General features: G+C 67.9%; 21 protein-coding genes and 1 riboswitch. Of the genes, 8 read left to right on the top strand and 13 right to left on the bottom strand.

Features of this window, described 5'->3' with window-relative positions; all coding sequences use genetic code 11:
* Positions 1-6: 6 nt before the first annotated feature.
* The 8 genes from ACSQ3P_RS10820 to ACSQ3P_RS10785 are packed head-to-tail and all read right to left on the bottom strand — an operon-like array spanning position 7 to position 8,585.
* A complete protein-coding gene (locus tag ACSQ3P_RS10820; protein WP_436165581.1) occupies positions 7-750 on the bottom strand; it encodes a precorrin-2 C(20)-methyltransferase in 744 nt (247 codons plus the stop codon).
* A 4-nt stretch (positions 751-754) separates the two neighbouring features.
* A complete protein-coding gene (locus ACSQ3P_RS10815) occupies positions 755-1,387 on the bottom strand; it encodes a precorrin-8X methylmutase (protein ID WP_436165580.1) in 633 nt (210 codons plus the stop codon).
* Positions 1,388-1,390: 3 nt separating this feature from the next.
* The gene (gene cobG / locus ACSQ3P_RS10810; RefSeq protein WP_436165579.1) at positions 1,391-2,680 is read right to left on the bottom strand and encodes a precorrin-3B synthase; all 1,290 of its coding nucleotides are present in this window, start codon (positions 2,678-2,680) and stop codon (positions 1,391-1,393) included.
* Complete coding sequence (gene cobN, locus ACSQ3P_RS10805; RefSeq protein WP_436165578.1) at positions 2,677-6,120, bottom strand: cobaltochelatase subunit CobN; 3,444 nt, start codon at positions 6,118-6,120, stop codon at positions 2,677-2,679. Before cobN ends, cobG begins: the two co-directional genes overlap by 4 nt.
* Before the next feature lie 7 nt (positions 6,121-6,127).
* The gene (gene cobW / locus ACSQ3P_RS10800) at positions 6,128-7,165 is read right to left on the bottom strand and encodes a cobalamin biosynthesis protein CobW (protein WP_436165577.1); all 1,038 of its coding nucleotides are present in this window, start codon (positions 7,163-7,165) and stop codon (positions 6,128-6,130) included.
* Positions 7,162-7,602, bottom strand: a complete 441-nt coding sequence (locus ACSQ3P_RS10795; RefSeq protein ID WP_436165576.1) for a DUF1636 family protein — start codon at positions 7,600-7,602, stop codon at positions 7,162-7,164. Before ACSQ3P_RS10795 ends, cobW begins: the two co-directional genes overlap by 4 nt.
* A gap of 54 nt (positions 7,603-7,656) precedes the next feature.
* Positions 7,657-8,397 (bottom strand): CbtA family protein, encoded by a 741-nt coding sequence (locus ACSQ3P_RS10790; RefSeq protein WP_436165575.1) that lies wholly within the window; start codon positions 8,395-8,397, stop codon positions 7,657-7,659.
* A gap of 11 nt (positions 8,398-8,408) precedes the next feature.
* A complete protein-coding gene (locus ACSQ3P_RS10785) occupies positions 8,409-8,585 on the bottom strand; it encodes a CbtB domain-containing protein (RefSeq protein WP_069689852.1) in 177 nt (58 codons plus the stop codon).
* A 36-nt stretch (positions 8,586-8,621) separates the two neighbouring features.
* Positions 8,622-8,807, bottom strand: a riboswitch (cobalamin riboswitch).
* A gap of 134 nt (positions 8,808-8,941) precedes the next feature.
* Between ACSQ3P_RS10785 and cobU the strand changes: the two genes are divergently transcribed.
* Positions 8,942-9,460, top strand: a complete 519-nt coding sequence (gene cobU / locus ACSQ3P_RS10780) for a bifunctional adenosylcobinamide kinase/adenosylcobinamide-phosphate guanylyltransferase (RefSeq protein WP_436165574.1) — start codon at positions 8,942-8,944, stop codon at positions 9,458-9,460.
* Between the two features lies 1 nt (position 9,461).
* Positions 9,462-10,073 (top strand): cob(I)yrinic acid a,c-diamide adenosyltransferase, encoded by a 612-nt coding sequence (gene cobO / locus ACSQ3P_RS10775; protein ID WP_310158655.1) that lies wholly within the window; start codon positions 9,462-9,464, stop codon positions 10,071-10,073.
* A 6-nt stretch (positions 10,074-10,079) separates the two neighbouring features.
* Here the strand turns inward: cobO and cbiB are convergent, their stop codons facing one another.
* A complete protein-coding gene (cbiB, locus tag ACSQ3P_RS10770; RefSeq protein ID WP_436165573.1) occupies positions 10,080-11,060 on the bottom strand; it encodes an adenosylcobinamide-phosphate synthase CbiB in 981 nt (326 codons plus the stop codon).
* Positions 11,061-11,077: 17 nt separating this feature from the next.
* Here cbiB and cobD point away from each other — a divergent pair, with 17 nt between their 5' ends.
* The 3 genes from cobD (at position 11,078) to ACSQ3P_RS10755 (ending at position 17,341) form a co-directional block, all read left to right on the top strand.
* Complete coding sequence (gene cobD, locus ACSQ3P_RS10765) at positions 11,078-12,094, top strand: threonine-phosphate decarboxylase CobD (RefSeq protein ID WP_436165572.1); 1,017 nt, start codon at positions 11,078-11,080, stop codon at positions 12,092-12,094.
* 102 nt (positions 12,095-12,196) lie between these two features.
* A complete protein-coding gene (locus ACSQ3P_RS10760; protein WP_436165571.1) occupies positions 12,197-13,168 on the top strand; it encodes a D-2-hydroxyacid dehydrogenase in 972 nt (323 codons plus the stop codon).
* Positions 13,169-13,348: 180 nt separating this feature from the next.
* A complete protein-coding gene (locus ACSQ3P_RS10755; RefSeq protein ID WP_436165570.1) occupies positions 13,349-17,341 on the top strand; it encodes an autotransporter domain-containing protein in 3,993 nt (1,330 codons plus the stop codon).
* A 17-nt stretch (positions 17,342-17,358) separates the two neighbouring features.
* On the opposite strand, the gene ACSQ3P_RS10750 is transcribed toward ACSQ3P_RS10755, so the two are convergent.
* Together ACSQ3P_RS10750 and ACSQ3P_RS10745 are read right to left on the bottom strand one after the other, a co-directional pair.
* Entirely contained in the window at positions 17,359-17,883 is a 525-nt protein-coding gene (locus ACSQ3P_RS10750) for a hypothetical protein (protein WP_436165569.1), read from the bottom strand.
* Positions 17,884-17,924: 41 nt separating this feature from the next.
* Positions 17,925-19,556 (bottom strand): GMC family oxidoreductase, encoded by a 1,632-nt coding sequence (locus tag ACSQ3P_RS10745; protein ID WP_436165568.1) that lies wholly within the window; start codon positions 19,554-19,556, stop codon positions 17,925-17,927.
* Positions 19,557-19,948: 392 nt separating this feature from the next.
* On the opposite strand from ACSQ3P_RS10745, the gene ACSQ3P_RS10740 reads away from it, so the two are divergent.
* Entirely contained in the window at positions 19,949-21,337 is a 1,389-nt protein-coding gene (locus ACSQ3P_RS10740) for an ethanolamine ammonia-lyase subunit EutB (RefSeq protein WP_436165567.1), read from the top strand.
* On the top strand, positions 21,334-22,128 hold the full coding sequence (eutC, locus tag ACSQ3P_RS10735) for an ethanolamine ammonia-lyase subunit EutC (protein WP_436165566.1): 795 nt from the start codon (positions 21,334-21,336) through the stop codon (positions 22,126-22,128). The genes ACSQ3P_RS10740 and eutC overlap by 4 nt, the downstream gene beginning before the upstream one ends.
* Positions 22,129-22,195: 67 nt before the next feature.
* Here the strand turns inward: eutC and ACSQ3P_RS10730 are convergent, their stop codons facing one another.
* Both ACSQ3P_RS10730 and ACSQ3P_RS10725 read right to left on the bottom strand, forming a co-directional pair.
* Entirely contained in the window at positions 22,196-22,936 is a 741-nt protein-coding gene (locus ACSQ3P_RS10730; RefSeq protein ID WP_436165565.1) for a haloacid dehalogenase type II, read from the bottom strand.
* 17 nt (positions 22,937-22,953) lie between these two features.
* Positions 22,954-23,619 carry a sulfite oxidase-like oxidoreductase gene (locus tag ACSQ3P_RS10725; protein WP_436165564.1) on the bottom strand — a complete coding sequence of 222 codons (666 nt, stop codon included), beginning with the start codon at positions 23,617-23,619 and terminating at the stop codon, positions 22,954-22,956.
* Between the two features lie 379 nt (positions 23,620-23,998).
* Here ACSQ3P_RS10725 and rpsA point away from each other — a divergent pair, with 379 nt between their 5' ends.
* Entirely contained in the window at positions 23,999-25,702 is a 1,704-nt protein-coding gene (rpsA, locus tag ACSQ3P_RS10720) for a 30S ribosomal protein S1 (RefSeq protein ID WP_092170505.1), read from the top strand.
* Positions 25,703-25,753: the final 51 nt, after the last annotated feature.

Raw genomic sequence — 25,753 nt, 5'->3', positions numbered from 1 at the left:
AGCCGCTCACAGCCGCCGCCCTTCGCCAGGCACCAGCACCATCGAAAAATAGGGCGCCTCGTCATCGGGCTTGTCGCCGAGCTTCAGCACGACCTGTTCGGCCATGGTGGCGCGCTCGACATAGATCGCGCGGTGGATCAGTCCTGCCGTCCTCAGCGCGCGGCGCACCTTCGGCAGGTTGCGGCCGAGCTTCATGATCACGGCGGCGTCGGTGTCGACCAGCCGGCGCGTCAGTTCCGCTTCCGGGAGCGTGCCCGGCAGCACGGTCATGATGTCGTCGCCCCAGGTGATCGGCGCTCCGGCCCGGGTCCAGGCTCCGGCCATGCCGGTGACGCCCGGCACCACCTCGGTCGGGAAGCGATGGGCGAGGCGCCGCCACAGATGCATGAAGGAGCCGTAGAAGAACGGGTCGCCGTCGCACAGCACGGCGACGCTCCGCCCCGCTTCCATCTCCGCCGCGAGCTGGGCGGCCGCTTCCTCGTAGAAAGTCGCGATCGGCTCATCATAGCCGGCCTCGCCGACATGGGCTTCGATCGTCACAGGGAAGGCGAGCTCGATCTCGCGCGCCGCATCGGGCGGGACGATGGCGTCGGCCGTGACGCGGGCATTGCCGCGCCGGCCGCGCTTGCAAAAATGCACCAGCCGGTCCGCACTGAGAATGATGTCGCGGGCGCGCAGGGTCATATAGTCCGGGTCGCCGGGGCCGAGGCCGACGCCGAACAGCAGAGTTTTGGCCGGTTCTGAGGTCACCGGCTCATTCCTTTTCTTGCGCCAGCGCGTTCACGGCGGCTGCCGCCATCGCCGAGCCGCCGCGCCGTCCATGCACGACGAGGAAGGGCACGCGGCCATCCCCGGCCAAGGCCTGCTTCGATTCCGCCGCGCCGACGAAGCCGACCGGAATGCCGATCACGGCGGCAGGCTGGGGCGCACCGGCATCAAGCATCTCCAGCAGCCGGAACAGCGAGGTCGGCGCATTGCCGATCACTACCAGCGCCCCGGCAAGTTGTGGCCGCCACAGCTCCATGGCAGCGGCCGAGCGCGTCGTGCCAAGTTCCGCGGCGAGGCCGGGCGTGCTGGGATCGTCGAGCGTGCAGACCACCTCGTTGCGCGCCGGCAGGCGAGCCCGCGTCACGCCATTGGCGACCATTTTGGCGTCGCAGAGAATCGGCGCGCCGGCCCGCAGGGCAGCCTCGGCTGCGCTCGTGAAACCCTCGGACATCTCGACGTCATCAGGCAGGTCGGTCATGCCGCAGGCATGGATCATCCGCACCACGACGCGCGCGGCGGAGCCGGAAAAGCGCGAGAGATCGGCCTCGGCCCGGATGATCGCGAAGGAGCGCTCATAGATAGCGGCTCCGTCCTGGATATAGTCGTAACGCGTGCTCAAACTCTAATGTCCTGAAGCCGCCGCACTCAGGCGGGCGAAAAGATCCTGTCCCGGCTGCAGACGCCGCAGGATGTCGCAAAGGTCAAGCGTCGCGACGGGCTGATCGCGCGTCGCGCCGTGGAGAACTACGTCGTAATGCCCCTCCCGGCCGACCAAAGTGAGGTCGGAGGCACCCGGATGGGCGCAGGATTTGGCGCAGCCCGAGACATGCAGGCTCAGGCCCCGGGCCAAGAGTGGTGCGGCCGCCTCGGCGAGCCGCGCGGCGTCGCCCATCGCATCGGTTTCGGCCCGCAAGCAGGCCGGTTTGCCGGCGCAGGCCTGGACCGCGAGGCGCGGATCCTCGTCTTGCGTGATCAGGCCCAAGCCGCCGGCCTCGCCGAGCCAGGCCTGCGCTGAGGCTTCGCTCAGGCCGAGGCAGGCGAGTCCGCGCCAGGGTGAGAGGCGCAGTTTGGGCGCGCCTTGCGTCTCGGCGGCGTGGCCGAGGGCTGCCAGCGTGGCGGCGTTGCAGCGGCCGAAAGGCAGGGCGGCGATAGCGGCGAAGCGGCCGGTGCCGAGCGCGAACAGGCCGGCACGGCGGGGGGCAAAGCGAGGTGGTGGCGCATCGGTTTCGGGCAGGTTGCAGAGAGCAGCGAGCGCCTCGGGCGACAGATCGCGCAGGCGGCGGATCGCCTCCGGCGCCCGGGCATGATGCCCGGCGAAGCGATGCAGGATCGTCTCGACGGCCTCGACCGTATCCGCAACGGCGATCGGCCCGCGCCTTGAACCGTCCGGCAGGCCGATCATGACGCGTTCGCCTGCGATCGCTAGGAGGCGCAGATCGCAGGCGAACGCGTCGAGCGAGAGCGCCCCGCCGTCATCGACGATGATCAGGAATTTCGCCGGCAAGCCGGAAACGAGTCGTCCGCGCGCTTCGATCGCCTCGGCTAGTGCAGGCGCATTGATCAGTTCGCCGTCTCCCGCCAGCGGCGAGACCAGCGTCAGGCGCTGCGGACCGTCGCCGTCATGCTCGTCGACGAGGCGTTCGCCCAGCAGCACTGCGACCAGCGCCGGATGGCTCTGGGCCGTCACCCCGCGCAGTTGCATGTTGCCGCGCGCGGAAATCTCGATCAGCCCGTTGCCGTGTTCGCGCGCCAGGGCGGCGATGCGAATGAGCTGCGCGGGCGTCAGCACGGCTCCGGGTGGATGCAGCCGCACCAGCCAGCCATCACCGGTCTCCATCGGCTTCAGCGTGCTCGGGCACCAGCCGCGCCGCAGCGTCGCCGGGGGCACGCATTCGTGCGGGAGCGCGCTCATTCCGCGGCCCGTGCGAGAAAGGCTGCGACCGAATTGCGCCGGCTGGTCCACAGACCGCGCCGCTCGGCATCGCTCAGCCGGGCGCGGATGGCGTTGGCGGCGGGAGCATTCGCCGCCTCCAGCGCGCTCCAGATCGCCGGATCGGCGCAATAGGCCTGGAAGACGGCGTCGAACAGCCCATCCGCGACGGCATCCGTGCTCGCCGCGAAAACGAAAAGCGTGTCGACGGCCTCGGCCAGTTCCGCCGCGCCGCGCCAGCCATGGGCGAGCTGCGCCGCGATCCAGCGCGGATGCGTCAAGCGGCCATGGACGATGCGGGCGATGTCCTCAGCCAGCGTGCGCGCCTTCGGTGCCTCGGGGTTTGAGGAGTCGAGGCTGTAGAGCGCGGGATTGGCGCCGAGTGTTTTGGCCGCCGCCGCAAGCCCGCCGATAACATCGGCCGCGCTCGAGGCTTCCAGGATGTCGCGCCCGGCGGTGTCGCTGACATGGATGAAGGCCTGCGCCTCCCTGATGCGTTCCGCAAAACCCGCATCGGCCGTCGCCGCGCCCTCGGCCCCGCCATAGGCATGGCTGGAGGCGGCGAGATAGGCCTCGGCCAGTTCGCCGCGCGTCGTCCAGTCGCCATCGAGGGCGCGATCGGCCATCGCCGCGCCATAGCGGCCGGGCGCCGCTCCGAAAATGCGCGCGCCTGCCTCGCCGCGGCGCTGCGCGGCGGCTGGCTCGTTCCACTCATCGGGCTCGTCGAGGGCCGCGACCGCGCGGGCGGCCGCGTCGAGGAGGGCGATCTGGCCCGGAAATGTGTCGCGGAAGGCGCCGGAGATGCGGATCGTCACGTCGAGGCGCGGATGCGTCAGCTTCGGTTGCGGGATGATCGAGAAGCCCGTCACCCGCGTCGAGGCGTGGTCCCAGAGCGGCTCGACGCCCATCAGGGCGAGCGCATGGGCGATATCCTCGCCGCCCGAGCGCAGGGTCGGCGAGGCCCAGAGATCCATCACGATCCGGCGCGGATGGTCGCCATGCTCCTGCAGATGGCGCGCGATCACGGCCTGCGCGGCGAGACCGCCGAGCCTCGCTGCAGCGCGTGTCGGGATCGCGCGCGGGTCCAGCGTCGAGAGGTTGCGCCCGGTCGGCAGCACATCGGGCCGGCCGCGATGCGGCGAGCCGGCGGGACCGGGCGGCACGAAGCGGCCATCGAGCGCACGCAGCAGGTTTGTCCCCTCGGCCTCGGAGGAGGCGGGGTCGTGCGCCGCTTGCCCGAAGATGTGCAGGCCGTCGCGGAACGGCAATTCGGCGATATCGCAGAGCTGTGCGTCGAGCCGGGTCAACGCTTCGCTCATATCGAGATCGGGTGTGACGCCGCAGGCCTGGCTGAGCCCGCTGGCTTCAGCTCGCTCGCGGATCTCGCGGGCGACGATCTCGGCCCGGCGCGGATCCATCACCTGCGCCTGCGAGAACTCCTCGACGAGATCGCGCAGCAGCGCCACCTCGCCGCCGGCCCCGGTCTCGGCCAATTCCGGCGGCAGATGGCCCAGCGTGATCGCCGACAGCCGGCGCTTGGCGGGCGCGGCTTCACCGGGATCATCGACCACATAGGGGTAGATCACCGGCAGGCCCTGGGTGATCAGGCGCGGCCAGCAGGAGGGCGAGAGCGCGACCGCCTTGCCTGGCAGCCATTCCATGGTGCCATGCGTGCCGAGATGGATCAGCGCGTCGATGCGCAGCGTCTCGCGCAAGCCGAGATAGAAGGCGAGATAGGCATGGCCCGGCGGGGCGTCCGGATCGTGATAGCGTGCCTTGCGGTCGGGCGTGGCATCGCGCGGCGGCTGCAATGCGATGGTGAGATGACCGACCTGGACGGTGCGGAAGCGGAAGGCGTCGCCGTCGGGCTCTGGCTCGCCATGAGCGGCGAGAAGCGCGTCGCGGGCGGCTGCGGGAATGCCGTCGAGCCAGGCGCGATAGGCCGGGAGCGGGACGGTGAAACCGGCGGGGCCGGTGGTGAGGGCTGCCATGAGCGCAGACCCATCCTCGCCGTCATTGCGCTCGCAATGACGGGAGGCAACATCGTACCCCGCCCCCGCCAGCAGCTCCGAGATCGCAGCTACGCTCGCCGGCGTATCCAGCCCGACCGCGAAGCCGGCCCGGCCGCCACGTGCGGGATAGTCCGACATCACCAGCGCGAGCTTGCGCTCGGCCGCCGGTCTGGCGGCGAGCGCGATCCAGCCGGCGGCGAGATCGGCCAGCGCCGCGATGCCTTCTGGATCGGGCAGGAGGCGGCGGATGACGAGGCCGGTTGCGGCATCCGTCACATCCGCCTTGAACGCGACGGGAATGGTTCCGAGCCTGCCGTCGAATTCGGGCAGCGCCACCTGCATGGCGAGATCGACGGCCGACAAACCACGCGGGGAGGCATTCCAGGCCTCGCGCGCGCTGCCGACGGGTACGGCCTGCAGCACCGGGCAATCGGCGGCGTCGAGCACGAAAGCGCCACCCTCGCGAGCCGAGAAGGCGGTGGTGGTGACGATCAGCGCGGGCTTGCGCAAGGCGATCAGCGCCGCGAGTTCCGCCGTGACGGCGGGGTCCTTCAGGCTGGTGAGCGCCAGGATCAGCGGGGCGTGGCCGCGGGCGGCGAGAGCAGCGGAGATCGCCTCGGCCATGGCGGTGTCGCCGGCGCTGACGCCCGAGCGATAGACCAGGATGGGGACGAGCGGAGCCTCAGTGGGGAGGGTGGCGAGCGCCTCGCGCCAGGGGACGGGAGTTGCGCCCGCGCCGAGCGCGAAGAGCGAGGGGAGCGGAAGAGGTGCGAGCTCGGAAGCCTCTCGCCTTCCCTCATCCGCCTGCCGGCACCTTCTCCCCCGAGGGGAGAAGGGCGAAGCTGCCGCCGCCTCATCCTTCTCCCCTCGGGGGAGAAGGTGGCCCGGCGCAGCCGGGTCGGATGAGGGAAGGGAGGCGCCGAGATAATCCCCAATCCGCGCGAGCAACCGCCGCATGTTCTCAGCGCCGCCGCCGGCATGGAAATAGCCCAGCAATTCGGCCGCGAAGTCCGCCGGCACGGTGCCGTGTTCCGCCAGGCGCGCATCCGGCCGGTCGTCACCCGGCAGCACGGCAAGCGCGATGCCTTCGCGCCGGCAGATCTCGGTCAGCTGCTCGACGCCGTAGCGCCAATAGTCCAGTCCGCCGAGGCAGCGCACCAGCACGAAACGGCTTTTTGCCGCTGTCTTCTCGACCAGCAGGTCGACTGAAAGCGGGTGCTTGAGCTGCCTGAGCGAGGCGAGCCGGACATCGAACCTGCTCACTCCGGCAGCCATGCCGGCAGTCACGGCAATCGCCGAGAGATCGCTGTCGGCATAGGACAGAACCAGCACGTCCCCCGGCGGCAAGGCGAGGTCGACGGCGTCTTCGCCGTCGTCGAGTCTGATCTCGCTGGTCGGGAGGAGGTGCATGGCGCGTTCAGCCCGCGAGCGCGGCCTCCACGGCGGTGCGGTCGAAGCCCTTGAGGCCGATCACGACGAGCCGGCCGTCGCGCGCCTCGTCGGCGCCCCAGGCCCGGTCGAAATGATGGCTGACGCGGCGGCCGACACCCTGCACGACGAGGCGCATCGGCTTGCCCGGCACGGCGGTGAAGCCCTTCAGCCGCAGCACGCCCTCGGCCTCGGCGGCCTTGGTCATGCGGATTGAGAGTGTCTCGGGCGAGAGGCCGGCCGGCAGCGGCAGTGAGACCGAGTCGAAATCGTCATGATCATGGTCCTCGCCCTCGCCGTGATGCGAGGGGCGCGCCGCGAGATCGCTCTCGGCGGCGGCGTTCAGCCCCACGATCAAGGCCGGCTCGACCTTGCCATGCGAGGTCTCGACGATCTTGATCGCCTTTGGCAGATGCTCCCTGATTTCGGCGATGACGCGGGCTCTGGCCTCTGCGTCGACGAGGTCGCTCTTGTTGAGCAGGATCAGGTCGGCGCAAAGGATCTGGTCGTCGAAGACCTCCTCCAGCGGGTTGTCGTGCTCGACCGATGAATCCTGCGCCGCTTGAGCGGCCATCGCCTCGGGATCGTCGGCGAACTGGCCCTCGGCCACAGCGGGGCCGTCGACCACCGCGATGACGCCATCGACCGTGACGCGCGAGCGGATCGCCGGCCAGTTGAAGGCCGTCACCAGCGGCTTCGGCAGGGCCAGGCCCGAGGTTTCGATCAGGATGTGCTCGGGCGGGTTCGGGCGGTTCAGCAGCTTTTCCAGCGCCGGCACGAAATCGTCGGCGACCGTGCAGCAGATGCAGCCATTGGGCAGCTCCACCACATCCTCTTCCGTGCAGCCTTCGATGCCGCAGCCGGCGAGGAAGGAGCCGTCGAAGCCGAGATCGCCGAATTCGTTGACGAGCACGGCGAGGCGCTTGCCCCCGGCGTTCTCGAGCAGATGGCGCACCAGCGTGGTTTTTCCGGCGCCCAGGAAGCCGGTGATGATGGTGCAAGGCACTTTGGCCAGGGAGGCATTCATGATGTCGATCCTTGTTCGCGCAGATCTGGTTCGCGCAGGCCTTGTTCGCGCAAGCTCAGCGGCGGCACGCGCGCGACCACGCCCTTGCGAAAGGGGATGGGTCGCTCTTTCCAGGGAATGATGCCGTTGGCGCTGGCGGCATAGCTCTCCGCCGCGCCGACGATATCGTCGAGATGGGTCTCGGCGTCGAGATCGCCGACGAGATAGGTCCATTTGCCGTTCGCCGCGAAGGCGACCGTGCAAGGGCGCTTGCAGACGGCGAGGCATTCGACCGCCTCGACGCTGATCCCGGCCTTGCCGGCAAGCCGCTCGCCGAGCGCGGTGGCAAGGCCGAGGCCCGGCTGGTCGTAGCCTTCGGCGAGGTCCTCGCGCACGCGCCGGCAGACGGTGCAGACATGTATGGTGCAGACTTGGATGGTGAGGTCACCCTCGGGCATGCAAACGCCTCCGTGTTCGAGATGCGCGCTCCCTGGGGAGGAGCGCGCGAGGCGTCAGGCCTTGGCCGCGCGTCGCGTCGCCCAGGGCCAGATCACGCCAACGGCCAGGCCGGTGGCGAGCCAGAGCGCGGCCTGGACCGAGAGCGACAGCGCGGTGAAATGCGCTGCGATCTCGGCTGGGACCTTGCTCTCCGGCGCGGCCGGATGTGGCGCGCCGATCAGATGCGGCACGAGCATGGCAAGTACGGCCAGAGCCCTGAGCCAGCCGGCTTCCATGCGCAGGAAGACGAAGAGCCCGCCAGCCGTGACCAGCGCCGTCGCGACCCACCAGATCTGACGATGCAAGAGTTCGGCCGCCGCGCTGCCTGGCAATTCTGGCGCGAGACCCGCCGCCGGGACGAGGCCGAAAGCGAGGAAACCGCAGACCGCCCAGGCGAGCGCGCGCCTGTCGTTGATCGTCTCATTCGCCGCGATCATGCCGCCGAGCAGCAGCGCCGCGAAGCCGATCGCGGTCGCGACCGTGACCAGCGTGGTGAAGGCTGTACGCTGCAAGCCGTCCTGCGGCTTCCATTCGGCATGCTCATGGCCGGCGGCGTCGCCGGCGGGACCATGGGCGAGGATGATGTGGGCCTCGCCGTCAAAGGATGCGAAAGACGGGGCGGCGGCGCGCATCGCCGCTTCATAGGTTTCCGCCTTGAGGATCAGCGGCGTGGTGGTGACGTGCTGGAGCGCGGCGATGACGAGCCCAGCCAGAAGCCCGGCCAGGAGACTGACCGTGAGAACGCGATTGACCATGTTCGATCCCCTCAGTGGCAGGGGAAGGCGAGCGTGTGGCGCGTGTCGTGGGCGGCATTATGGACGCTGCTCGAATGCGCGAAGCCGACCGTGAAGATCAGCACGCTGCCGAGCAGCAGGGCGGCCAGTGCAGCCTTGGCGCGTTCGGAAACGCCGGCCGAGGTCGAAAGCGAAGCGGAGGTGTTCATCGTGATTCTCCTGGCCGCCCCGCCGGCGGCCTGTTGGATTGCGGAACGACGACGGCAGGTCTCCTGGCTCACGGATCTCGACGTCCTGAGCCGCCTTCCCGGGATTGCTCCCAGTGGCCGATGGCGCAGAACTCACCGCTTACAGTTGCGGGGGCAGCCGCGGTATCGCACCGCGTTCCCTTTTCACCCCGTTGCCGGGGCACCGTCGGGGATGATCATTAGCCATGTGGGCGGTGCTGTGCAATGCACCGATCGTCATTCCGAGCGCAGCGAAGCAATCCGGGAAGCAGTAGAGTGGGACGCTGGATTGCTTCGCTGCGCTCGCAATGACGGTTCTGTCGGTAGAGGTTTCGGCTGTGGCGACGATCCTTCCCCATCTCACCCTGGTTCTCGGCGGCGCGCGCTCGGGCAAGAGCCGCCATGCCGAGGCGCTGATCGAGGCGCTGCCGGCGCCCTGGACCTATATCGCGACCGCCCAGGCCTATGACGACGAGATGCGCGCGCGCATCGCCGAGCATCGGGCGCGACGCTCCGGCAACTGGCTCACGGTCGATGCGCCGCTCGCCTTGCCCGAGGCGATCCGCGCCGTACCGGCGGGGCGACCGATCCTGGTCGATTGTCTGACATTGTGGCTGACCAATCTGATCCTGGCGGAGCGGGATACGGCGTCCGCGGGCGCCGAGCTCATCGCCGCCTGTGCTGAAGCCTCCGGCCGTGTCGTGCTCGTCTCGAACGAGGTCGGGCTCGGCATCGTGCCCGACAATGCCCTGGCGCGGCGCTTCCGCGACGAGGCCGGCCGCCTGCACCAGAGCCTTGCGGCGCGGGCCCGGCACGTGGTCTTCATGGTCGCTGGACTGGCGATGCAGGTGAAGTGACATGACGATCGACGCTGAAGAGGCCGCCCGCCACAAGGCCAAGATGGAGAAGCGCAAGGCGGTGCAGGACGCCGAGGTCGCGGGCAAGACGATCGAGAAGGGCCTGCTGATCGTCAACACCGGGCCGGGCAAGGGCAAATCGACGGCCGCTTTCGGGCTGATGCTGCGCGCGCTCGGCCATGGCTGGCGCGTCGGCGTGGTCCAATTCATCAAGGGCGCCTGGGCGACGGGCGAGCGCAAGGCGCTCGATGCCTTCGGCGATCAGATCGCCTGGCACAGCATGGGCGAAGGCTTCACCTGGGAGACGCAGGACAAGGCCCGCGACATCGCCGCCGCCGGGCGCGCCTTCGAGAAGGCGAAGGAATTAATGGCCGACGAGACGATCCGCCTGATCGTGCTGGACGAGCTCAACATCGCGCTGCGCTATGATTATCTGCCATTGGACGAGGTGGTCGCGACGCTTGCTGCGCGCCGGGACGACCTCCACATCGTCGTCACCGGCCGCAACGCCAAGCCCGAGCTGATCGCGGCTGCCGATCTGGTGACGGAAATGACGCTGGTGAAGCACCATTTCGCGGCCGGCGTGAAGGCGCAGGCGGGAATCGAGTTCTGAGAGCTTTCAGGCGGCTATCGTGATCACCACGCCCGCTGCCGCCAGCGCCCACAGCATCAGGCAGGCCCCGCGATAGAGCCTGAGCGCCCGCCTGATATCGGCGGCCGTCGCCTCCGCACGGCCATCCCCCATCCAGCCATCCTCGACGCGTGTCTCGCCATAGATGCGTGGTCCGGCGAGGCGCAGGCCGAGCGCCCCGGCCATCGCCGCTTCCGGCCAGCCGGCATTGGGCGAGCGGTGGCGATGGGCGTCGCGCCGCACGGCCTTCCAGGCTCCGGCCGCATTGGCCTCTCGGTCGAGGGCTGCGGCTGCGACCAGCAGCAGCGCGGTGAGCCGCGAGGCCGGGAGGTTGACGAGGTCGTCGAGCCTGGCCGCCGCCCAGCCGAAAGCGAGATGGCGCGGCGTCTTATGGCCGATCATCGAATCGGCGGTGTTGATGGCCTTGTAGAGTGCACAGCCCGGCAGGCCGGCGAGGCCGAGCCAGAAGGCCGGGGCGACGACGCCGTCGGAGAAATTCTCGGCGAGGCTCTCGATCGCGGCGCGCGAGACGCCGGCCTCATCGAGGCTTTCAGGGTTGCGCCCGACGATCACCGCAACCGCCTTTCGTCCCTCGCAGAGCCCGCCTTGCTCCAGTCCCTCGGCGACATCAGCGACATGTTCGTAGAGGCTGCGCTGCGCCAGCAGGGTCGAGGCCAGAAGCGCCAGGGGCAGCAGGCCGAGCGGCCCGAGCGCGAGGCAAAGCCGGGTCGCGGTCGAAGCGAAGGCGATGGTCGCGCAGAGCAGGATGACGAGCGCGGCGAGCCCGGCCGCCTTCCGCGCGGCATAAGAGGCGGTCTCGCGGTTCAGGCTGTCGTCGAGCGCCGCGATCAATGCGCCAAGCCAGGTGACGGGATGGCCGATCCGCGCATACAAGCCCTTGGGATAGCCGAGCGCGGCCTCGATCACGAGTGCGGCGAGCAGCAGAAGCAAGGTGTCGGGCGGGCTCATGCGAGGCGGGAACGATCGTGGTTGAGGGCGAAATCTGGCATGGCGGCGATCTGGCGATGGCGCAAGCGCTGTTTCCCGATGCCCCGGCTCCTTGGGTCGATCTCTCGACCGGGATCAATCCCATCCCCTATCCGCTTCCGTTGCTGCCGGCCGCGCTCTGGCAGCGCCTGCCGGGTACGACTGAGGAGGCGGCGCTGCTGGCTGCGGCGCGCGCGGCCTATCGCGTGCCCGAAAGCGCCGGCATCGTCGCGGCGCCCGGCACGCAGATCCTGATCGATCTGCTGCCGCGTCTCGTGGCGGCCGGTCCGGTTGCGGTGCTGGGCCCGACCTATGCCGAGCATGCCCAGGCCTGGGCCAAGGCCGGAGCGGATGTGCGCCCCGTCGCAGATCTGGGTGGGGCGAGCGAGGCGCGCACGGTCGTTCTGGTCAATCCGAATAATCCCGACGGCCGGGTTGTGTCGAGGCAACGGCTCATGACTGTCGCGGCGCAATGCGCCGCGCGCGGCGGCCTGCTCGTCGTCGACGAGGCCTTCGCCGATTTCACGCGGGAGGTCAGCATCCTGCCCGAATTGCCGCCGGCGACATTGGTGCTGCGCTCCTTCGGCAAGACATATGGGCTGGCGGGCCTGCGCCTGGGCTTCGCCATCGGCGATCCAGTGCTGACCGAGGCCCTGCGCGCGGCGATGGGGCCCTGGGCTGTGGCCGGGCCGGCGCTGCATGTCGGGGCAAGGGCCCTGGCCGCTTCCTCCTGGCTCGCGCAAGCGGGAGCTGCTCGCGCGGCCGATGCCGCCCGGCTCGATGCGCTGCTCGCGCCGCATGGCAGGATCGTCGGCGGCACCGCGCTGTTCAGGCTGCTCGAAACCGGCAACGCGCCGGCGCTCTTCGCTCATCTCGGCCGCCATGGCCTGTATGTGCGCCGTTTCCAGAACGATGCGCGCCGGCTGCGCTTCGGCCTGCCGGGGCAGGCTTCGGAATGGACCCGGCTCGAGGCGGCGCTGGTGGGCTTTGCGCCTCCCGGCCCCGGTCCAGCGTGAAGCTTGCATGCGTTGACCGCCGGGACAGCGCGCCGCTCTCCCGATAACCTGATCGCGCCCAATAACCTGACCACGCCTTATGACTGTCGAGGAACGAGACGAATGCCCCTGCTGCCGCCTGACAACGAGCTGACGATCGGCTTTTCCCATGCCGCCTATCAACTGCAGGCCGAGTTCGCGACGCGCGGCCACGCCGCCCGGAGTTTTTCGGCGAACTCGCTCGACGAGCTCAAGGTGCGCTCGGCCGAGGCCGATGTCCTCGTCGTCTCCGGCCTCTGGCGCAACGAATTGATCGCCGCGTCGCCGAAGCTGCGCTTCATCCAGTCGGTCAGCGCCGGCACCGACCAGTTCGACAAGCCGGCCCTGGCCGCCGCCGGCATCCGCCTCGCCAGCGCGCAAGGCGTGAATGAGCGCGCCGTCGCCGAGCACGCCATGGCGCTGGTCCTGGCCTTGACCCGCCAGATCCATCTCGCCCGCGACAACCAGACGGCCAAGCATTGGCGCCCGATGATCGGCGATCGCGCCAGGCGCGAGGACGAGCTCGGCGGCAAGACCATGGTCATCGTCGGGCTCGGCCGCATCGGCCTGCGCCTGGCCGCGCTCGCCTCGGCTTTCGGCATCCGCGTCATCGGCGTGCGCCGCCAGCCGGAGCCGCAACCACATATCGAGGCGATCGTCCGGCCCGATCAATTGCACGAGGTCATGGCGCAGGCCGACATCGTCGCGCTGACCTGCCCGCTGACGGCGGAGACCGAAGGCCTGATCGGCGTTCAGGCGCTGGCTGTGATGAAGCCCACGGCCGTCCTCATCAATGTCGCACGCGGCAAGGTGGTGGATGAGGCTGCGCTGCTGGCCGCCATGACTGAGGGCCGCCTGGCCGGCGCCGGTCTCGACTGCTTCCATGACGAGCCGCTGCCGCCATCTTCGCCTTTCTGGGGCCTGCCGCAGGTCGTCATCACGCCCCATAGCGCCGGCGAGACGCGGGCCTATGAGGGCAATGTCGTCGACACCCTGCTCGACAATCTCAGCCGCCTGGCACGGGGCGAAACCGCGCTGCGCAACCAGATCGTCTGAACGCGCCGCCCCGGCGGGCCCGCTCCGGCATGTCGAAGCGACGGCATGCCGGGCGTTCGACACGCGGGCTGTCGCGCGGCACGGCGACGAATGTCGATCCCCAGCCTGTGAATGGCTATCTATTGCCGTAGAGTAAGATTGCCTTAAGTTGCCGCCCTGGGGTTTGGGGGCGACGCTTTCGTGGATTCGATAGGCCAAGGGCGCGGCGCGTATCGCCGCCGCTTCGTCATGCTGGCTTTGCTGGCGGGCACGTCGCTGGGTTCGGCGCTGTTCTGTCCGGGCTCGGCCCACGCGCAGGACGCGACCTGGCAGCTCAATCCCGGCTCGGGCAATTTCAACGCCGGCGCGAACTGGACGCCGGCGACGGTTCCGACCGGCACGGCGTTCTTCGATGCCACGAGCCAATCCGCGATCACGGTCGGCGCAACCACGATACTCGGGGGCTTTACCTTCAACGCAAGCGCGCCGGCCTACACGATCACGATCGACCCTGCCGGCACCCTCGTCGTCGGTGGAGCGGGCATCGTCAACAATTCTGGCCAAGCGCAGACCCTGGTCAATCAGAGTATCCTGGCTTTCGTCAATAGCAGCACGGCCGGCAGCGCCGCGATCACCAACACCAGCTTCCTTCAGTTCTACGACAGCAGCACGGCCGGCAACGCCACGATCACCAACAACGTCGGCCTTCAGTTCGTCGGCACCAGCACGGCCGGCAGCGCCGCGATCACCAACAACAGCAGCCTTCAGTTCTTCGACAGCAGCACGGCCGGCAGCGCCACGATCACCAACAACAACACCCTTTGGTTCACCGGCACGAGCACGGCCGGCAACGCCACGATCACCAACAATTACGGCCTTCAGTTCTTCGACAGCAGCACGGCCGGAAATGCGACGATCGTGACGAATAGCGGCGCAGTGACCAATTTCTCGACCAGCGCCGGGCTGCTTGGCGATAATCGCCTGAGCGCCGGCTCGATTGCCGGAGCGGGGTTCTATGTTCTCGGCGCCAACGAACTCACGGTCGGCGGCGACGGCACGTCCACGACGGTCGACGGCATCATCAGCGGCGTCGGCGGCTCGCTGGTCAAGACCGGGGCGGGCACGCTGACGCTGACCAATCTCGACAATTCCTATGATGGCGGCACGACGATCAATCAGGGCCGGATCTCGATCAGCCACAATGCCCAGCTTGGCGATGTCGCCGGCGGGTTGACCTTCGATGGCGGCGGCCTCGTCATCACCGCCGATGTGAGCTCGGCGCGCACCGTCACATTCAATGCCGGCGGCGGTACGATCGATACCAACGGTTTTGTGCTGGAGCTAGACAGCCTCAGTACCATCTCGGGCATAGGCGGGTTGACCAAGACCGGTCCCGGCGATCTCATCCTCTCCGGCAACAACAACTATTCCGGTGCGACCAGCGTCACGCAGGGCCGGCTCATCGCCAATTCCGGCACGGCGTTCTCGGCGAGCTCCGATTACAGTGTCGCCACCGGCGCGACGATCCAGGTCGCGGACACGCTCATGACCACGATCGGCTCGCTGTCGGGCGCGGGCAAGGTCGTCATCGGCGATGGCGCCACCTTGTCGATCGGCTACAATAACGTCGCCACCGTCTTCTCCGGCAATATCACCGGCAAGGGCTCGCTCTTCATGGAAGGGTCGGGGGCGCTCACCCTGACTGGGACGAGCAGCATCGAAGGGGTTCTCTTTCTAAGCTTTCTGTGCGGTTGCTCGAATCCGACGCTCGATATCAGCGGCGGCTCGCTCAGCGTCGGTAATCCGGCCGGCGGAGGTGGCGGCATCGGGGTGGTGGGCGGGAGGCTGCGCGTCAGCAATGGCGGCACCTTGAATATGGTGGATCCGACCGGTTACCTGGTCGTCCAATCGGCGATGGAGGTCTCGGGCGCGGGCTCGACCGTGACTGTCGAAGGTCTCACGGTCGTCGCCAGCCTCACGCCCGCAACGCTGACAATCAGCGGCGGCGCGGTGATGAACAGCAAGGGCGGCGCGGACATCGAAGGAGACATTATCGCGCCGGTGGTGACGGTGACGGGCCCTGGATCGACTTGGAACGTCGATAACGGCTTGGCCGTCGGCGGCGTTATCGGCGGCTCCGGCGATCTCGTCATTGCCGCGGGCGGTGTCGTGAACGCGACCGGCTTTGTCCAAATCGGTTCCGATCCCGATCCCGCTCTGGGCATTCCCACCGCAAGCGTCCTGGTGACAGGGGCGGGCTCGGTCTTGAACGCGACCAACGGCCTGCTCATCGGCTATTCCGGTTGCGGCTGCGGTGGTGACTATGCCGGCGTGCTTACGGTTGCCGATGGCGGGCTCGTCAAGGCCGGGGCCGGCATGCAGATCGGCGCCTTGGGTGTGCTCAATCTCGGCAATGGTGGCCTGGCGGGCGCCATCGACACGCCCTTCATCAGGAATGACGGCGCCATCGTCGCGAATTTCACCGATAGCGCGACCCTTGCCGCCAACATCTCCGGGGTGGGGACGCTGACCAAGCAGGGCTCCGGCAAGTTGATCCTGACCGGGACCAACAGCTATACCGGCCCGACCTCGGTGCTCGCCGGACTTCTTGTCGTCAATGGTTCTCTGACCGGCTCCACCATCACCGTGGCGGGCGGCGCGCTCGGCGGCTCGGGCACGGTCGGCAGCATCGTCATCGCCGCCGGCGGCATGGTCGCGCCGGGCAACTCCATCGGCACGCTCAAGATTGCCGGGAATGTCGCCTTTGCGGCCGGCTCGACCTATCAGGTCGAGCTCAATGCGGCCGGCGCGTCCGACCTGATCGCGGCGACGGGAACCGCGACCTTGTCGGGTGGCCAGGTCCAGCTTCTGGCAGCGCAGGGCAGTTACGGTCTCTCGACCCGCTATGTCATCCTGACCGCACAGGGCGGCGTCAGCGGGCAGTTTTCCGGCGTGACCTCGAATTTTGCCTTCCTGACGCCGACGCTGAGTTACGAGGCAACGGCGGTGGCGCTGACGTTGGCGCGCAATACCGTCGCCTTCGCCGATGCGGCAGCCACACGCAACCAGGCGAGCGCCGGTCGCGCCGCCGAGGGGCTGGGGACGGGCAATCGCGTCTATGACGCGCTGCTGTCCTCGACGCTGACGGAGGCCCGCGCCGGTTTCGACGCGCTTTCGGGCGAGGCGCATGCGCAGGCCGTCTCGGTCGCGATCGAGACCAGCCATCTCGTGCGCGACACCATCATGAACCGCCTGCGCGCGCCGTTCCTGTCGTCTTCGTCCGGCACGGTGACTGGCGCCTTCTCAGCCGATGCGCCGGGCCGGCCGCGCATGGCGGCACTGCCCGCGCCCAGCTTCGAGACGCGACGCTTCCAGCTCTGGGGCGAGGCGATCGGCGCGCAGGGGCGCAGCGATGGTGACGGCAATGCGGCCTCGCTCGACCGGCGCGGCGGCGGCATGCTGTTCGGCGCGGAGCTCGATTCCGGCGGTGGCGAGACGCCCTGGCGCGTCGGCGTCGCCGGCGGCTTCACCCGCACCCGTTTCGACATCGACCAGCGCCGCTCGGACGGCACGCAGGACGCCGTCCATGCCGCGCTCTATGGCGGAGCGCGTTTCGGCGCGGTCAATCTTCGCGCGGGCGCTGCCTATGCCTGGAACCAGACCAACCTGACGCGCCTCGTCGGGCTGAACGGCTTCTCCGATGTGCTGCGTTTCGACGGCCAGGGGGCGACGGCGCAGGCTTTCGCCGAGGTCGGCTATGCCATGCCGCTCGGCTCCGTCGCCTTCGAGCCCTTCGTTCAGCTCGCCGCCGTGAGCGTGCATTCGGATTCGGGCGTGGAGCAGGGCGGGGCAGCCGCATTGCGCTTGAATGGCCGCGACCAGAACCTCGGCTTCTCCATAGTGGGCTTGCGCGCGGAAACGCAGCTTGGCGCGACGCCGCTCTTCGCCCGCGCCATGCTGGGCTGGCGTCACGCCTTCGGGGAGACGACGCCCACCGCCGTGCTGGCCTTCGCTGGAGCCGCGAGCCCTTTCCGGGTCTACGCCGCACCGGTGGCACGTGACGCGATGGTTGCGGAGGTCGGGCTGTCCTGGCGTGTCGCCGGCAATGTCGCGCTGGGTCTCGGCTACAATGCCGCCTTGGGCAATGGCGCGCGCGACCAGGCGCTGCGAGGCCGGATCGACGTGACGTTCTGAGCCGGGCGCGGCCGCGCTCAGGCGCGCAAGCCCCGCAACCAGCGCCTGGCCTCGTCGCGGATCCGGATGGCGGATTGATAGGCCGCGCTCGCCTTGACCCAGGTGAGCGCCTTGACGCGGACGGTCTCGATCGCCGCCATCAGCCAGGCGAGCCAGCGATAGCTCAGAAGCTTGTCCCGCCCGGCCTGGTAGATGCGCTCGACGATCAGGAAGCTGGCGAGATAGGCCACGGCGAGGATCACGATGCCCGCCACGACCTGCCCGCGCCCGATCATGATCAGGCCGACGATCTTCAAGGGCTCGGCGACCGCGAAGGGGATCGCGAGCAAGGCGAGGATGGCCAATCGTGGTAATCGGGCGATCGCGGCTTCCGCCCGCGCGACGATACCCAGCGAGGCGAGCCAGTCCGCCAGCGGCCGATAGAGCGGCCGCGCGATCTCGTCGAGCAGCACGAGGACCGTCAGCACGCCCCTGGCGATGGCGAGGAGGATCTTGGTGGGCAAGGTCTTGGCGGGCGGGCTGCGTTCGGGCGGCGATGACATGATGGCTCCAGCGTGCCGGTTGGAACGTTCATATCATGACGTCAGGCCGCTTTCGCATCCTCCAGCAGCATCTGCGCGCCTTTCTCGGCGATCATCATCGTCGGCGCCGCCGTATTGCCCGAGGTGATCGCCGGCATCGCCGAAGCGTCGATCACGCGCAGGCCACGCACGCCCCGCACCCGCAGGCGCTCGTCGAGCACGGCCGTCGGATCGTCGTCGACGCCCATCTTCGCTGTCCCGACAGGGTGGAAGATCGTGGTGCTGAGCTCTTTCGCCGCTTCCAGCAGGGCCTCGTCCGAGGTCGCCGCTGTGCCTGGGCTGTGCTCCTGCGGCTGGAAACGCGCCAGCGGCGCTTGCGCCACGATCCGGCGCGCGAGCTTCAGCGCAGCGACGGCGACGCGCTTGTCCTCGTCAGTATCGAGATAATTGGGCGAGATCGCCGGGGCGTCCTCCGGCGTCGGGCTTTTGAGATGGACGCTGCCTCGGCTCGAGGGGCGCAAGTTGCAGACGCTGGCGGTGAAGGCGCCGAACGGATGCAAGCCGTCGCCCCATTTGTCGAGCGAGAGCGGCTGGAAATGGAATTCGAGATTGGCGGTGGCGTAGTCGGGCGAGGATTTCGCGAAGGCGCCGACCTGCGAGGGCGCCATGGTCAGCGGGCCGGTGCGGAAGGCTGCGTATTCCAGCGCCATCAGCGGCCGGCGCCAGAGCTTGGCATAGTCGGTGTTGAGCGTGCGCACGCCGTCGACCTTGTAGACCGGGCGGATCTGGAGGTGGTCCTGCAGATTCTCGCCGACGCCCGGCAGGTTCGCGGCCGTGTCGATGCCCAGTGCCTGCAGGCGCGCGCCGTCGCCGATGCCGGAGCGCTCCAGCAGCGCCGGCGAGCCGAAGGAGCCGGCGCTGAGCACGACTTCGCCGCGGACCTCGACCCTGAGCTTCTCCTCGCCATGGGTGAACTCGATCGCGCTGGCCCGGCCATCCTCGATCACGATGCGCTCGACCAGGACGCGCGTCTCCATGCGGAGGTTGTCGCGGATATCGAGCACCGGCTTGAGGAAGGCGGTAAAGGCGCTCCAGCGCCGGCCGCGCCGCTGGTTGACCTGGAAATAGGCCGAGCCTTCATTGTCGCCGGTGTTGAAGTCGGCGATCTTGGCGATGCCCGCCGCCTCGGCCGCATCGCGCACGGCGTCGAGGATGTCCCAGCGCACGCGCGGATTCTCGACCCGCCATTCTCCGCCGGCCTTGTGGTGCTCGCCCGTCCCCGGCGCGACATGGTCTTCATGCCTGAGGAAATAGGGCAGGACATCGTCCCAGCCCCAGCCGGTCAGCCCGCGCTGGCGCCAGCCATCGTAGTCGGCCGCCTGGCCGCGCATATAGATCATCGCATTGATCGCCGAGCAGCCGCCGACGACCTTGCCGCGCGGGAAGGGCAAGGCGCGCCCGCCCAAGCCCGCCTGAGGCTCGGTCTTGAACAGCCAGTCGGCGCGCGGATTGCCGATGGCGTAGAGATAGCCGACCGGGATGTGGAACCAGATCCAGTCGTCCTTGCCGCCGGCCTCCAGCACCAGGACCTTCTTGCTCGGATCGGCTGAGAGCCGGTTGGCGACGACGCAGCCGGCCGAGCCCGCGCCGATCACGACATAGTCGAAGGTGCCGATGGTCCTGCGAGCCGACATGACGTTTCCCAAATCCTGCGGCGGGTAACGTCCCGCTCTCCGGACAAGGAGCGTTAATCGCGGCAGCGGGTGGCAGCAATGCTGCATCTGCGTTTGCTCATGCCAATATCCGCAAGAGCAGGATGCGAAAAAGTGGGAACCGGTTTTTCGCATTGATCCTGCTCTCGCTTTTTGATGAGAGACGGATTCAGATTTCAGATGGGATCACTCTGTGATTCCATCTGAAATCATCCGGCTCCTGCAGGATGCGAAAAAGTGGGAACCGGTTTTTCGCATTGATCCTGCTCTCGCTTTTTGATGAGAGACGGATTCAGATTTCAGATGGGATCACTCTGTGATTCCATCTGAAATCATCCGGCTCTAGCATGTTGCAAGGGATGAGGATTGATTTCATGGCGTATCGCGCGGTGGTCGGGCGGCAGAGTTACGTTTTCGCCGATTTGAAGACGTTGCTGGCGAAGGCGACGCCCCTGCGCTCGGGCGACCAGCTCGCAGGCCTCGCCGCCGGCAGCATGGAAGAGATGATGGCGGCGCGCATGGCGCTGGCCGATCTGCCGTTGCGAACCTTCCTCGATGAGGCGCTGATTCCCTATGAGGAGGACGAGGTCACGCGCTTGATCGTCGACAGCCATGATGCGGTGGCGTTCAAGCTGATCGCCTCGCTGACGGTCGGCGGCTTCCGCGACTGGCTCTGCTCGGACGCTGCCACGACGCAGGTCCTGGCCCGGCTCGCGCCCGGCATCACGCCGGAGATGGCGGCTGCCGTTTCCAAGCTGATGCGCAATCAGGATTTGATCCTGGTTGCCAGGAAGTGCCGGGTCGTCACCCGCTTCCGCAACACGCTGGGCCTGCCCGGCGCCATGGCGGTCCGGCTCCAGCCCAACCACCCGACCGACGATGTCGCCGGCATCCTCGCCTCGACCATGGATGGGCTGAGCTATGGCTGCGGCGATGCCGTCATCGGCATCAACCCGGCCTCGGACAGCATGAGTGCGATCGGCGATCTGCTGCGCCTGCTCGACGCGCTGATCGCCCGTTTCGAGATTCCGACGCAGGCCTGCGTGCTGACCCATGTCACGAGCTCGGTGGCGCTGATCGAGCAGGGCGTGCCGGTCGATCTCGTCTTCCAGTCGGTGGCTGGAACGCAGGCAGCCAACACCTCCTTCGGCGTGACGCTGGCCTTGCTGCAGGAGGGGCTGGAGGCCGGCCGCTCGCTGAAGCGCGGCACGGTTGGTGACAACGTCATGTATTTTGAGACGGGCCAGGGCGCGGCGCTCTCGGCCAATGCCCATCACGGCGTCGACCAGCAGACGGTCGAGGCCCGCGCCTATGCCGTCTGCCGCGCCTATGAGCCGCTCCTGGTCAACACGGTCGTCGGCTTCATCGGCCCGGAATATCTCTATGACGGCAAGCAGATCATCCGGGCCGGCCTCGAGGACCATTTCTGCGGCAAGCTGATGGGCGTGCCGATGGGCTGCGACATCTGCTACACCAACCACGCCGAGGCCGATCAGGACGACATGGATACGCTGCTGACGCTGCTCGGGGCGGCCGGCGTCAATTTCATCATGGGCATCCCCGGCGCCGACGACGTGATGCTGAACTACCAGTCGACCTCCTTCCACGACCAGCTCTATATCCGCGAGGTGCTCGGCCTGAAGCGCGCGCCGGAATTCGAAGCCTGGCTCAGGCGGATGGACATCACCGACCCCGCGGGAAAGCTGAGCGCGGGACAGGGCGGGCAGGCCTTGCTCGCCGCCATGCAGGACCGTGCGGCATGAAAACGCCGGACAAGCCTGCCTCCACGGCGCAGCGCTGGGCCGAACTCGCGCAATTGACGCCGGCGCGCATCGCGCTTGGCCGCTCGGGCGCCTCATTGCCGACGCGCGAGGTGCTGCGCTTCGGCCTCGCACATGCGCAAGCGCGCGACGCGGTGCACGAGCCTTTCCGTCCGGAGGGCCTGGCCGCGGACCTTGCGGCCTTGTCGTTGGATATGGTGATGGTCGAGAGCGCGGCCCGCTCGCGCGGCGACTATCTGCGCCGGCCCGATCTCGGTCGTGGCCTCTCGGATGAGAGCCGGGGCGTGCTGGCGGCGCGGCGCGGCGCCTGCGATCTCGCCATCATCGTCGCCGATGGCCTGTCCTCGACCGCGATCCACCAGAACGCCGCCCCCTTCATCACGGCGCTGCTGCCGCATCTGAAGCGGCAGGGATTGACGCTCGCGCCGGTCGTCATCGCCTCGCAGGCCCGTGTCGCGCTTGGCGACGAGGCGGCCCATGCGCTCGGTGCGCGCATGGCGCTGGTGCTGATCGGAGAGCGGCCGGGCCTGTCCTCGCCGGATTCGCTGGGCGCCTATCTCACCTTCGCGCCCAGGCCCGGCCTGACCGACGCCGCGCGCAACTGCATCTCCAACATCCGCCCCGGCGGGCTCGATTTCGAAGCCGCCGCCTTCAAGCTCGCCTGGCTGATCGACCAGGCCTTCAAGCGCTCGCTGACCGGCGTCGACCTCAAGGACGAGAGCGGCAGCGCGCTGGAGGGCGGGACGAAGGACGCTATTCTTCCAGCGCCTTGAGTTCGGGGGCCGCAACCACACGGTCGCCCGGGATGACGAAGCCCTTATTCGCAGGGCTGTTTGGCCTTCAAAGCCCGGCCACCAGCGCCGGCAACTCGCCCAGCGACCCGATCACCCAATCGGGCCTCTCGCCGAGGTGCTCCTCCTGCATGCGCAGCGCCTTGAACAAGGTCTTCGGCGGGATCGGGGCGGTGCTCGCGATCTCGGCATGCAGCGCCGCGGGCGAGACCCGCGCGATCCGCGCGACCTTGAAGCCGAAATGCTTCGCGCCGGCGACGTCAAAGCCGTTCGACGAGACGAAGACGACCTCATCGGGCTTCACGCCCATCCGCGCCTCGACCAGCCGGTAGCTGCGCGGATCGGGCTTGTAGACCTGCGCGGCGTCGATGCTGAGCACGGCCTCGAAACGGTTCGCCAGACCGCTGTTGGCAACCAGCGCCTCCAGCATGGCCGGGCTGCCGTTCGAGAGGATGGCGAGGCGCTTGCCCGCCAGCGCATCGAGCGCGGCGAGGCTGTCGGGATAGGGCGCGAGATGGTTGTAGGCCTCGGCCAGGGCGGTGATCGCCGCCTCGCTCGCGCTCAGGCCCAGGACATCGAGCGTGTAAGCGAGCGAATCCCGCGTCACCGTCCAGAAATCGGCATAGGCGCCCATGGCGGAGCGCAGCCAGGTATATTCGAGCTGCTTCATCCGCCAGATCTGGGTGATGGTCTCGCCATGGCCGGGAAAGGCGGCCTCGGTCGCGCCGGCGACGGACTGAACGTCGTAGAGCGTGCCATAGGCGTCGAAGACGAAGGCCTTGATGGTCATCGGGCGGTTTCCGCTTTTCAATCGTCGCTGTAGCGCTGCTCCAGCCAGGGATCGCCGCGATCGTGATAGCCGCGCACCTCCCAAAAACCAGGCTGGTTACGATCGACGAATTCGACCCGCTTCAGCCATTTCGCGCTCTTCCAGAAATAGAGCTTCGGCAGCACGAGCCTGACCGGGCCGCCATGCTCGCCTGTCAGGGGCTTGCCCTCCCAGCTATGGGCCAGCAGCGCATCCTCGCTGGCGAAATCCGCGAGCGTCAGATTGGTGGTGTAGCCGTCATGGGAGTGCAGCACGACGAAGCCGGCTTCGGATGTCGGTTGGGCGAGGTCGAGCAAGCTCCGCGTCGCCACGCCCTGCCAGCGATTATCGTAGCGCGACCAGGTCGTGACGCAGTGGATGTCGGAAGTCTCGCTCGCCTGCTCCTGCGCCATGAAATCCGCCCAGCGCCAGTGCAATCGGTTCTCGACCGCGCCGTCGATGTCGAGCGTCCAGTTCGCGGTCGAAATCTCGGGCTGGAGGCCTAGATCGAGCACCGGCCAATCCTTGACCAGATGCTGGCCGGGCGGCAGCCGCTCGCTGTCGGGCCGGCTGATGCGTCCGGTCAGGAATTTTCCGGCCCGCGCCCAGGCCTGCTTGGTGCGCGTCAGCTTGCTGTCGTCGGGTGTGTCGGGATCGCTGGTCATGGCAGTTTCCTGGCGGTCTCCTGTCAGGCGCAGCCCTCACTATAAGGTTTTCCATCCTGGCCGTCGCCGCGCGAAACGGACAAGGACCCTTGCCCTGCCGTCCGCTTTGCACTACATCGCGCCTGTCCGAAGGGCCGTGATCGATCACAGCCGGGGGCGGCCTTTTAGGCCTGCTCCCGTTTCGTGTTTGGGGCGGATCGTTCGGATGCGGATCGATGCCGGCGGCCAAGCGCCGCCCGTTCTCGTCCCGGCGCCTCAGAGCGCGGGAAGAGCGGGCAGGCCTCTCAGGAGGCGCCGACGGACAGGTCCGGCCTGTGGCACAAACCCAATCGGCGCTTGCCGGCTTTGCGGAAACCGCAAGCTGGCGTCAGGAGAATACATGTCAGCCGTAGAAAGCTATTCGGGCCGCGAGGATTTCGCCGCCCTGCTCGAGGAATCCTTCGGTCAGAACGAAGCCCTCGAAGGTTCCGTCATCAAGGGCATCGTCGTCGCCATCGAAAAAGACATGGCGATCATCGATGTCGGCCTGAAGACGGAAGGGCGCGTCGCGCTCAAGGAATTCAACGGCCCCGGCCGTGACCAGGACATCAAGGTCGGCGACGAGGTCGAGGTCTATCTGGACCGGATCGAAAACGCGCTCGGCGAAGCCGTCATCTCGCGCGACAAGGCTCGCCGCGAGGAGAGCTGGGTCAAGCTTGAGAAGGCTTTCGAGGCTCGCGAGAAGGTCTCGGGCGTCATCTTCAACACCGTCAAGGGCGGCTACACCGTCGATCTCGACGGCGCTGTCGCCTTCCTGCCGCGTTCGCAGGTCGACATCCGTCCGATCCGCGACGTCGGCCCGCTGATGGGCCAGCCGCAGCCCTTCGAGATCCTCAAGATGGATCGCCGCCGCGGCAACATCGTCGTGTCGCGCCGCACCGTCCTCGAAGAGACCCGCGCCGAGGCTCGTTCCGAGCTCGTGGCTTCGCTCGAAGAGGGCCAGGTCATCGATGGCGTCGTCAAGAACATCACCGAATACGGTGCGTTCGTTGACCTGGGCGGCATCGACGGCCTGCTCCATGTCACCGACATGGCCTGGCGTCGCGTCAACCATCCGTCCGAGGTCGTGACCATCGGCCAGACGGTCAAGGTCAAGATCATCAAGATCAACCAGGACACGCACCGCATCTCGCTCGGCATCAAGCAGCTGCTTGCTGATCCGTGGGATGGCATTGCGGCTCGTTACCCCGTCGGTGCGCGCCTCAAGGGTCGCGTCACCAACATCACGGACTACGGCGCGTTCGTCGAAGTGGAGCCGGGCATCGAAGGCCTCATCCACGTCTCCGAAATGTCCTGGACCAAGAAGAACGTCCACCCCGGCAAGATCGTCTCGACCTCGCAGGAAGTCGACGTCGCGATCCTCGAGGTCGATCAGGTCAAGCGCCGCATCTCGCTGGGTCTCAAGCAGACCCTGCGCAACCCCTGGGAGGTCTTCGCGGAGACCCATCCGAGCGGTGCGGTGGTCGAGGGCGAGGTCAAGAACAAGACCGAGTTCGGCCTGTTCCTGGGTCTCGAAGGCGATATCGACGGCATGATCCATCTCTCGGATCTCGACTGGAACCGTCCGGGCGAGCAGGTCATCGAGGAATACAAGAAGGGCGACATGCTGCAGGCTGTCGTTCTCGATGTGGACGTCGAGAAGGAGCGTATCTCGCTCGGCCTGAAGCAGCTCGGCGGCGATCCCTTCGTGGATGCCGGCGAGTTCAAGAAGGGCCAGGTCGTCACCACTGAGGTGATCGAGGTCAAGGAAGCCGGTCTCGACGTCAAGATCGTCGGCACCGACATGACCACCTTCATCAAGCGCGCCGAAATCGCGCGCGATCGTGCCGAGCAGCGCCCCGAGCGCTTCGCGGCCGGCGAAAAGGTCGACGCTCGCGTCATCCTGTTCGACAAGAAGGCCCGCAAGATCCAGGTCTCGATCAAGGCCCTGGAAATGGCCGAGGAGAAGGAGGCGATGGCGCAGTACGGCTCCGCCGACTCCGGCGCCTCGCTCGGCGACATCCTGGGCGCCGCCTTGAAGAAGGCGACGACCGAGAAGAAGTGAGGTTTCGGCCGCGAAAGCGGCCGGCCCATCAGACCAGCCCGCGCGGAGCAA

The organism is Allobosea sp. LjRoot9, from assembly GCF_964252745.1.
Taxonomy (GTDB): Bacteria; Pseudomonadota; Alphaproteobacteria; order Rhizobiales; family Beijerinckiaceae; genus Allobosea.
The sequence above is the reverse complement of the archived record's forward strand: the minus strand, read 5'-3'. Positions and strand labels throughout refer to the sequence as shown.

Excerpts from the sequence above, each read along its gene's own strand:
- cobG (WP_436165579.1), bottom strand. The coding sequence starts at position 2,680 with ATGAGCGCGCTCCCGCACGAATGCGTGCCCCCGGCGACGCTGCGGCGC.
- cobN (WP_436165578.1), bottom strand. The coding sequence starts at position 6,120 with ATGCACCTCCTCCCGACCAGCGAGATCAGACTCGACGACGGCGAAGAC.
- cobW (WP_436165577.1), bottom strand. The coding sequence starts at position 7,165 with ATGAATGCCTCCCTGGCCAAAGTGCCTTGCACCATCATCACCGGCTTC.
- ACSQ3P_RS10795 (WP_436165576.1), bottom strand. The coding sequence starts at position 7,602 with ATGCCCGAGGGTGACCTCACCATCCAAGTCTGCACCATACATGTCTGC.
- ACSQ3P_RS10790 (WP_436165575.1), bottom strand. The coding sequence starts at position 8,397 with ATGGTCAATCGCGTTCTCACGGTCAGTCTCCTGGCCGGGCTTCTGGCT.
- ACSQ3P_RS10785 (WP_069689852.1), bottom strand. The coding sequence starts at position 8,585 with ATGAACACCTCCGCTTCGCTTTCGACCTCGGCCGGCGTTTCCGAACGC.
- cobO (WP_310158655.1), top strand. The coding sequence starts at position 9,462 with ATGACGATCGACGCTGAAGAGGCCGCCCGCCACAAGGCCAAGATGGAG.
- cbiB (WP_436165573.1), bottom strand. The coding sequence starts at position 11,060 with ATGAGCCCGCCCGACACCTTGCTTCTGCTGCTCGCCGCACTCGTGATC.
- ACSQ3P_RS10760 (WP_436165571.1), top strand. The coding sequence starts at position 12,197 with ATGCCCCTGCTGCCGCCTGACAACGAGCTGACGATCGGCTTTTCCCAT.
- ACSQ3P_RS10750 (WP_436165569.1), bottom strand. The coding sequence starts at position 17,883 with ATGTCATCGCCGCCCGAACGCAGCCCGCCCGCCAAGACCTTGCCCACC.
- ACSQ3P_RS10745 (WP_436165568.1), bottom strand. The coding sequence starts at position 19,556 with ATGTCGGCTCGCAGGACCATCGGCACCTTCGACTATGTCGTGATCGGC.
- ACSQ3P_RS10740 (WP_436165567.1), top strand. The coding sequence starts at position 19,949 with ATGGCGTATCGCGCGGTGGTCGGGCGGCAGAGTTACGTTTTCGCCGAT.
- eutC (WP_436165566.1), top strand. The coding sequence starts at position 21,334 with ATGAAAACGCCGGACAAGCCTGCCTCCACGGCGCAGCGCTGGGCCGAA.
- ACSQ3P_RS10730 (WP_436165565.1), bottom strand. The coding sequence starts at position 22,936 with ATGACCATCAAGGCCTTCGTCTTCGACGCCTATGGCACGCTCTACGAC.
- ACSQ3P_RS10725 (WP_436165564.1), bottom strand. The coding sequence starts at position 23,619 with ATGACCAGCGATCCCGACACACCCGACGACAGCAAGCTGACGCGCACC.
- rpsA (WP_092170505.1), top strand. The coding sequence starts at position 23,999 with ATGTCAGCCGTAGAAAGCTATTCGGGCCGCGAGGATTTCGCCGCCCTG.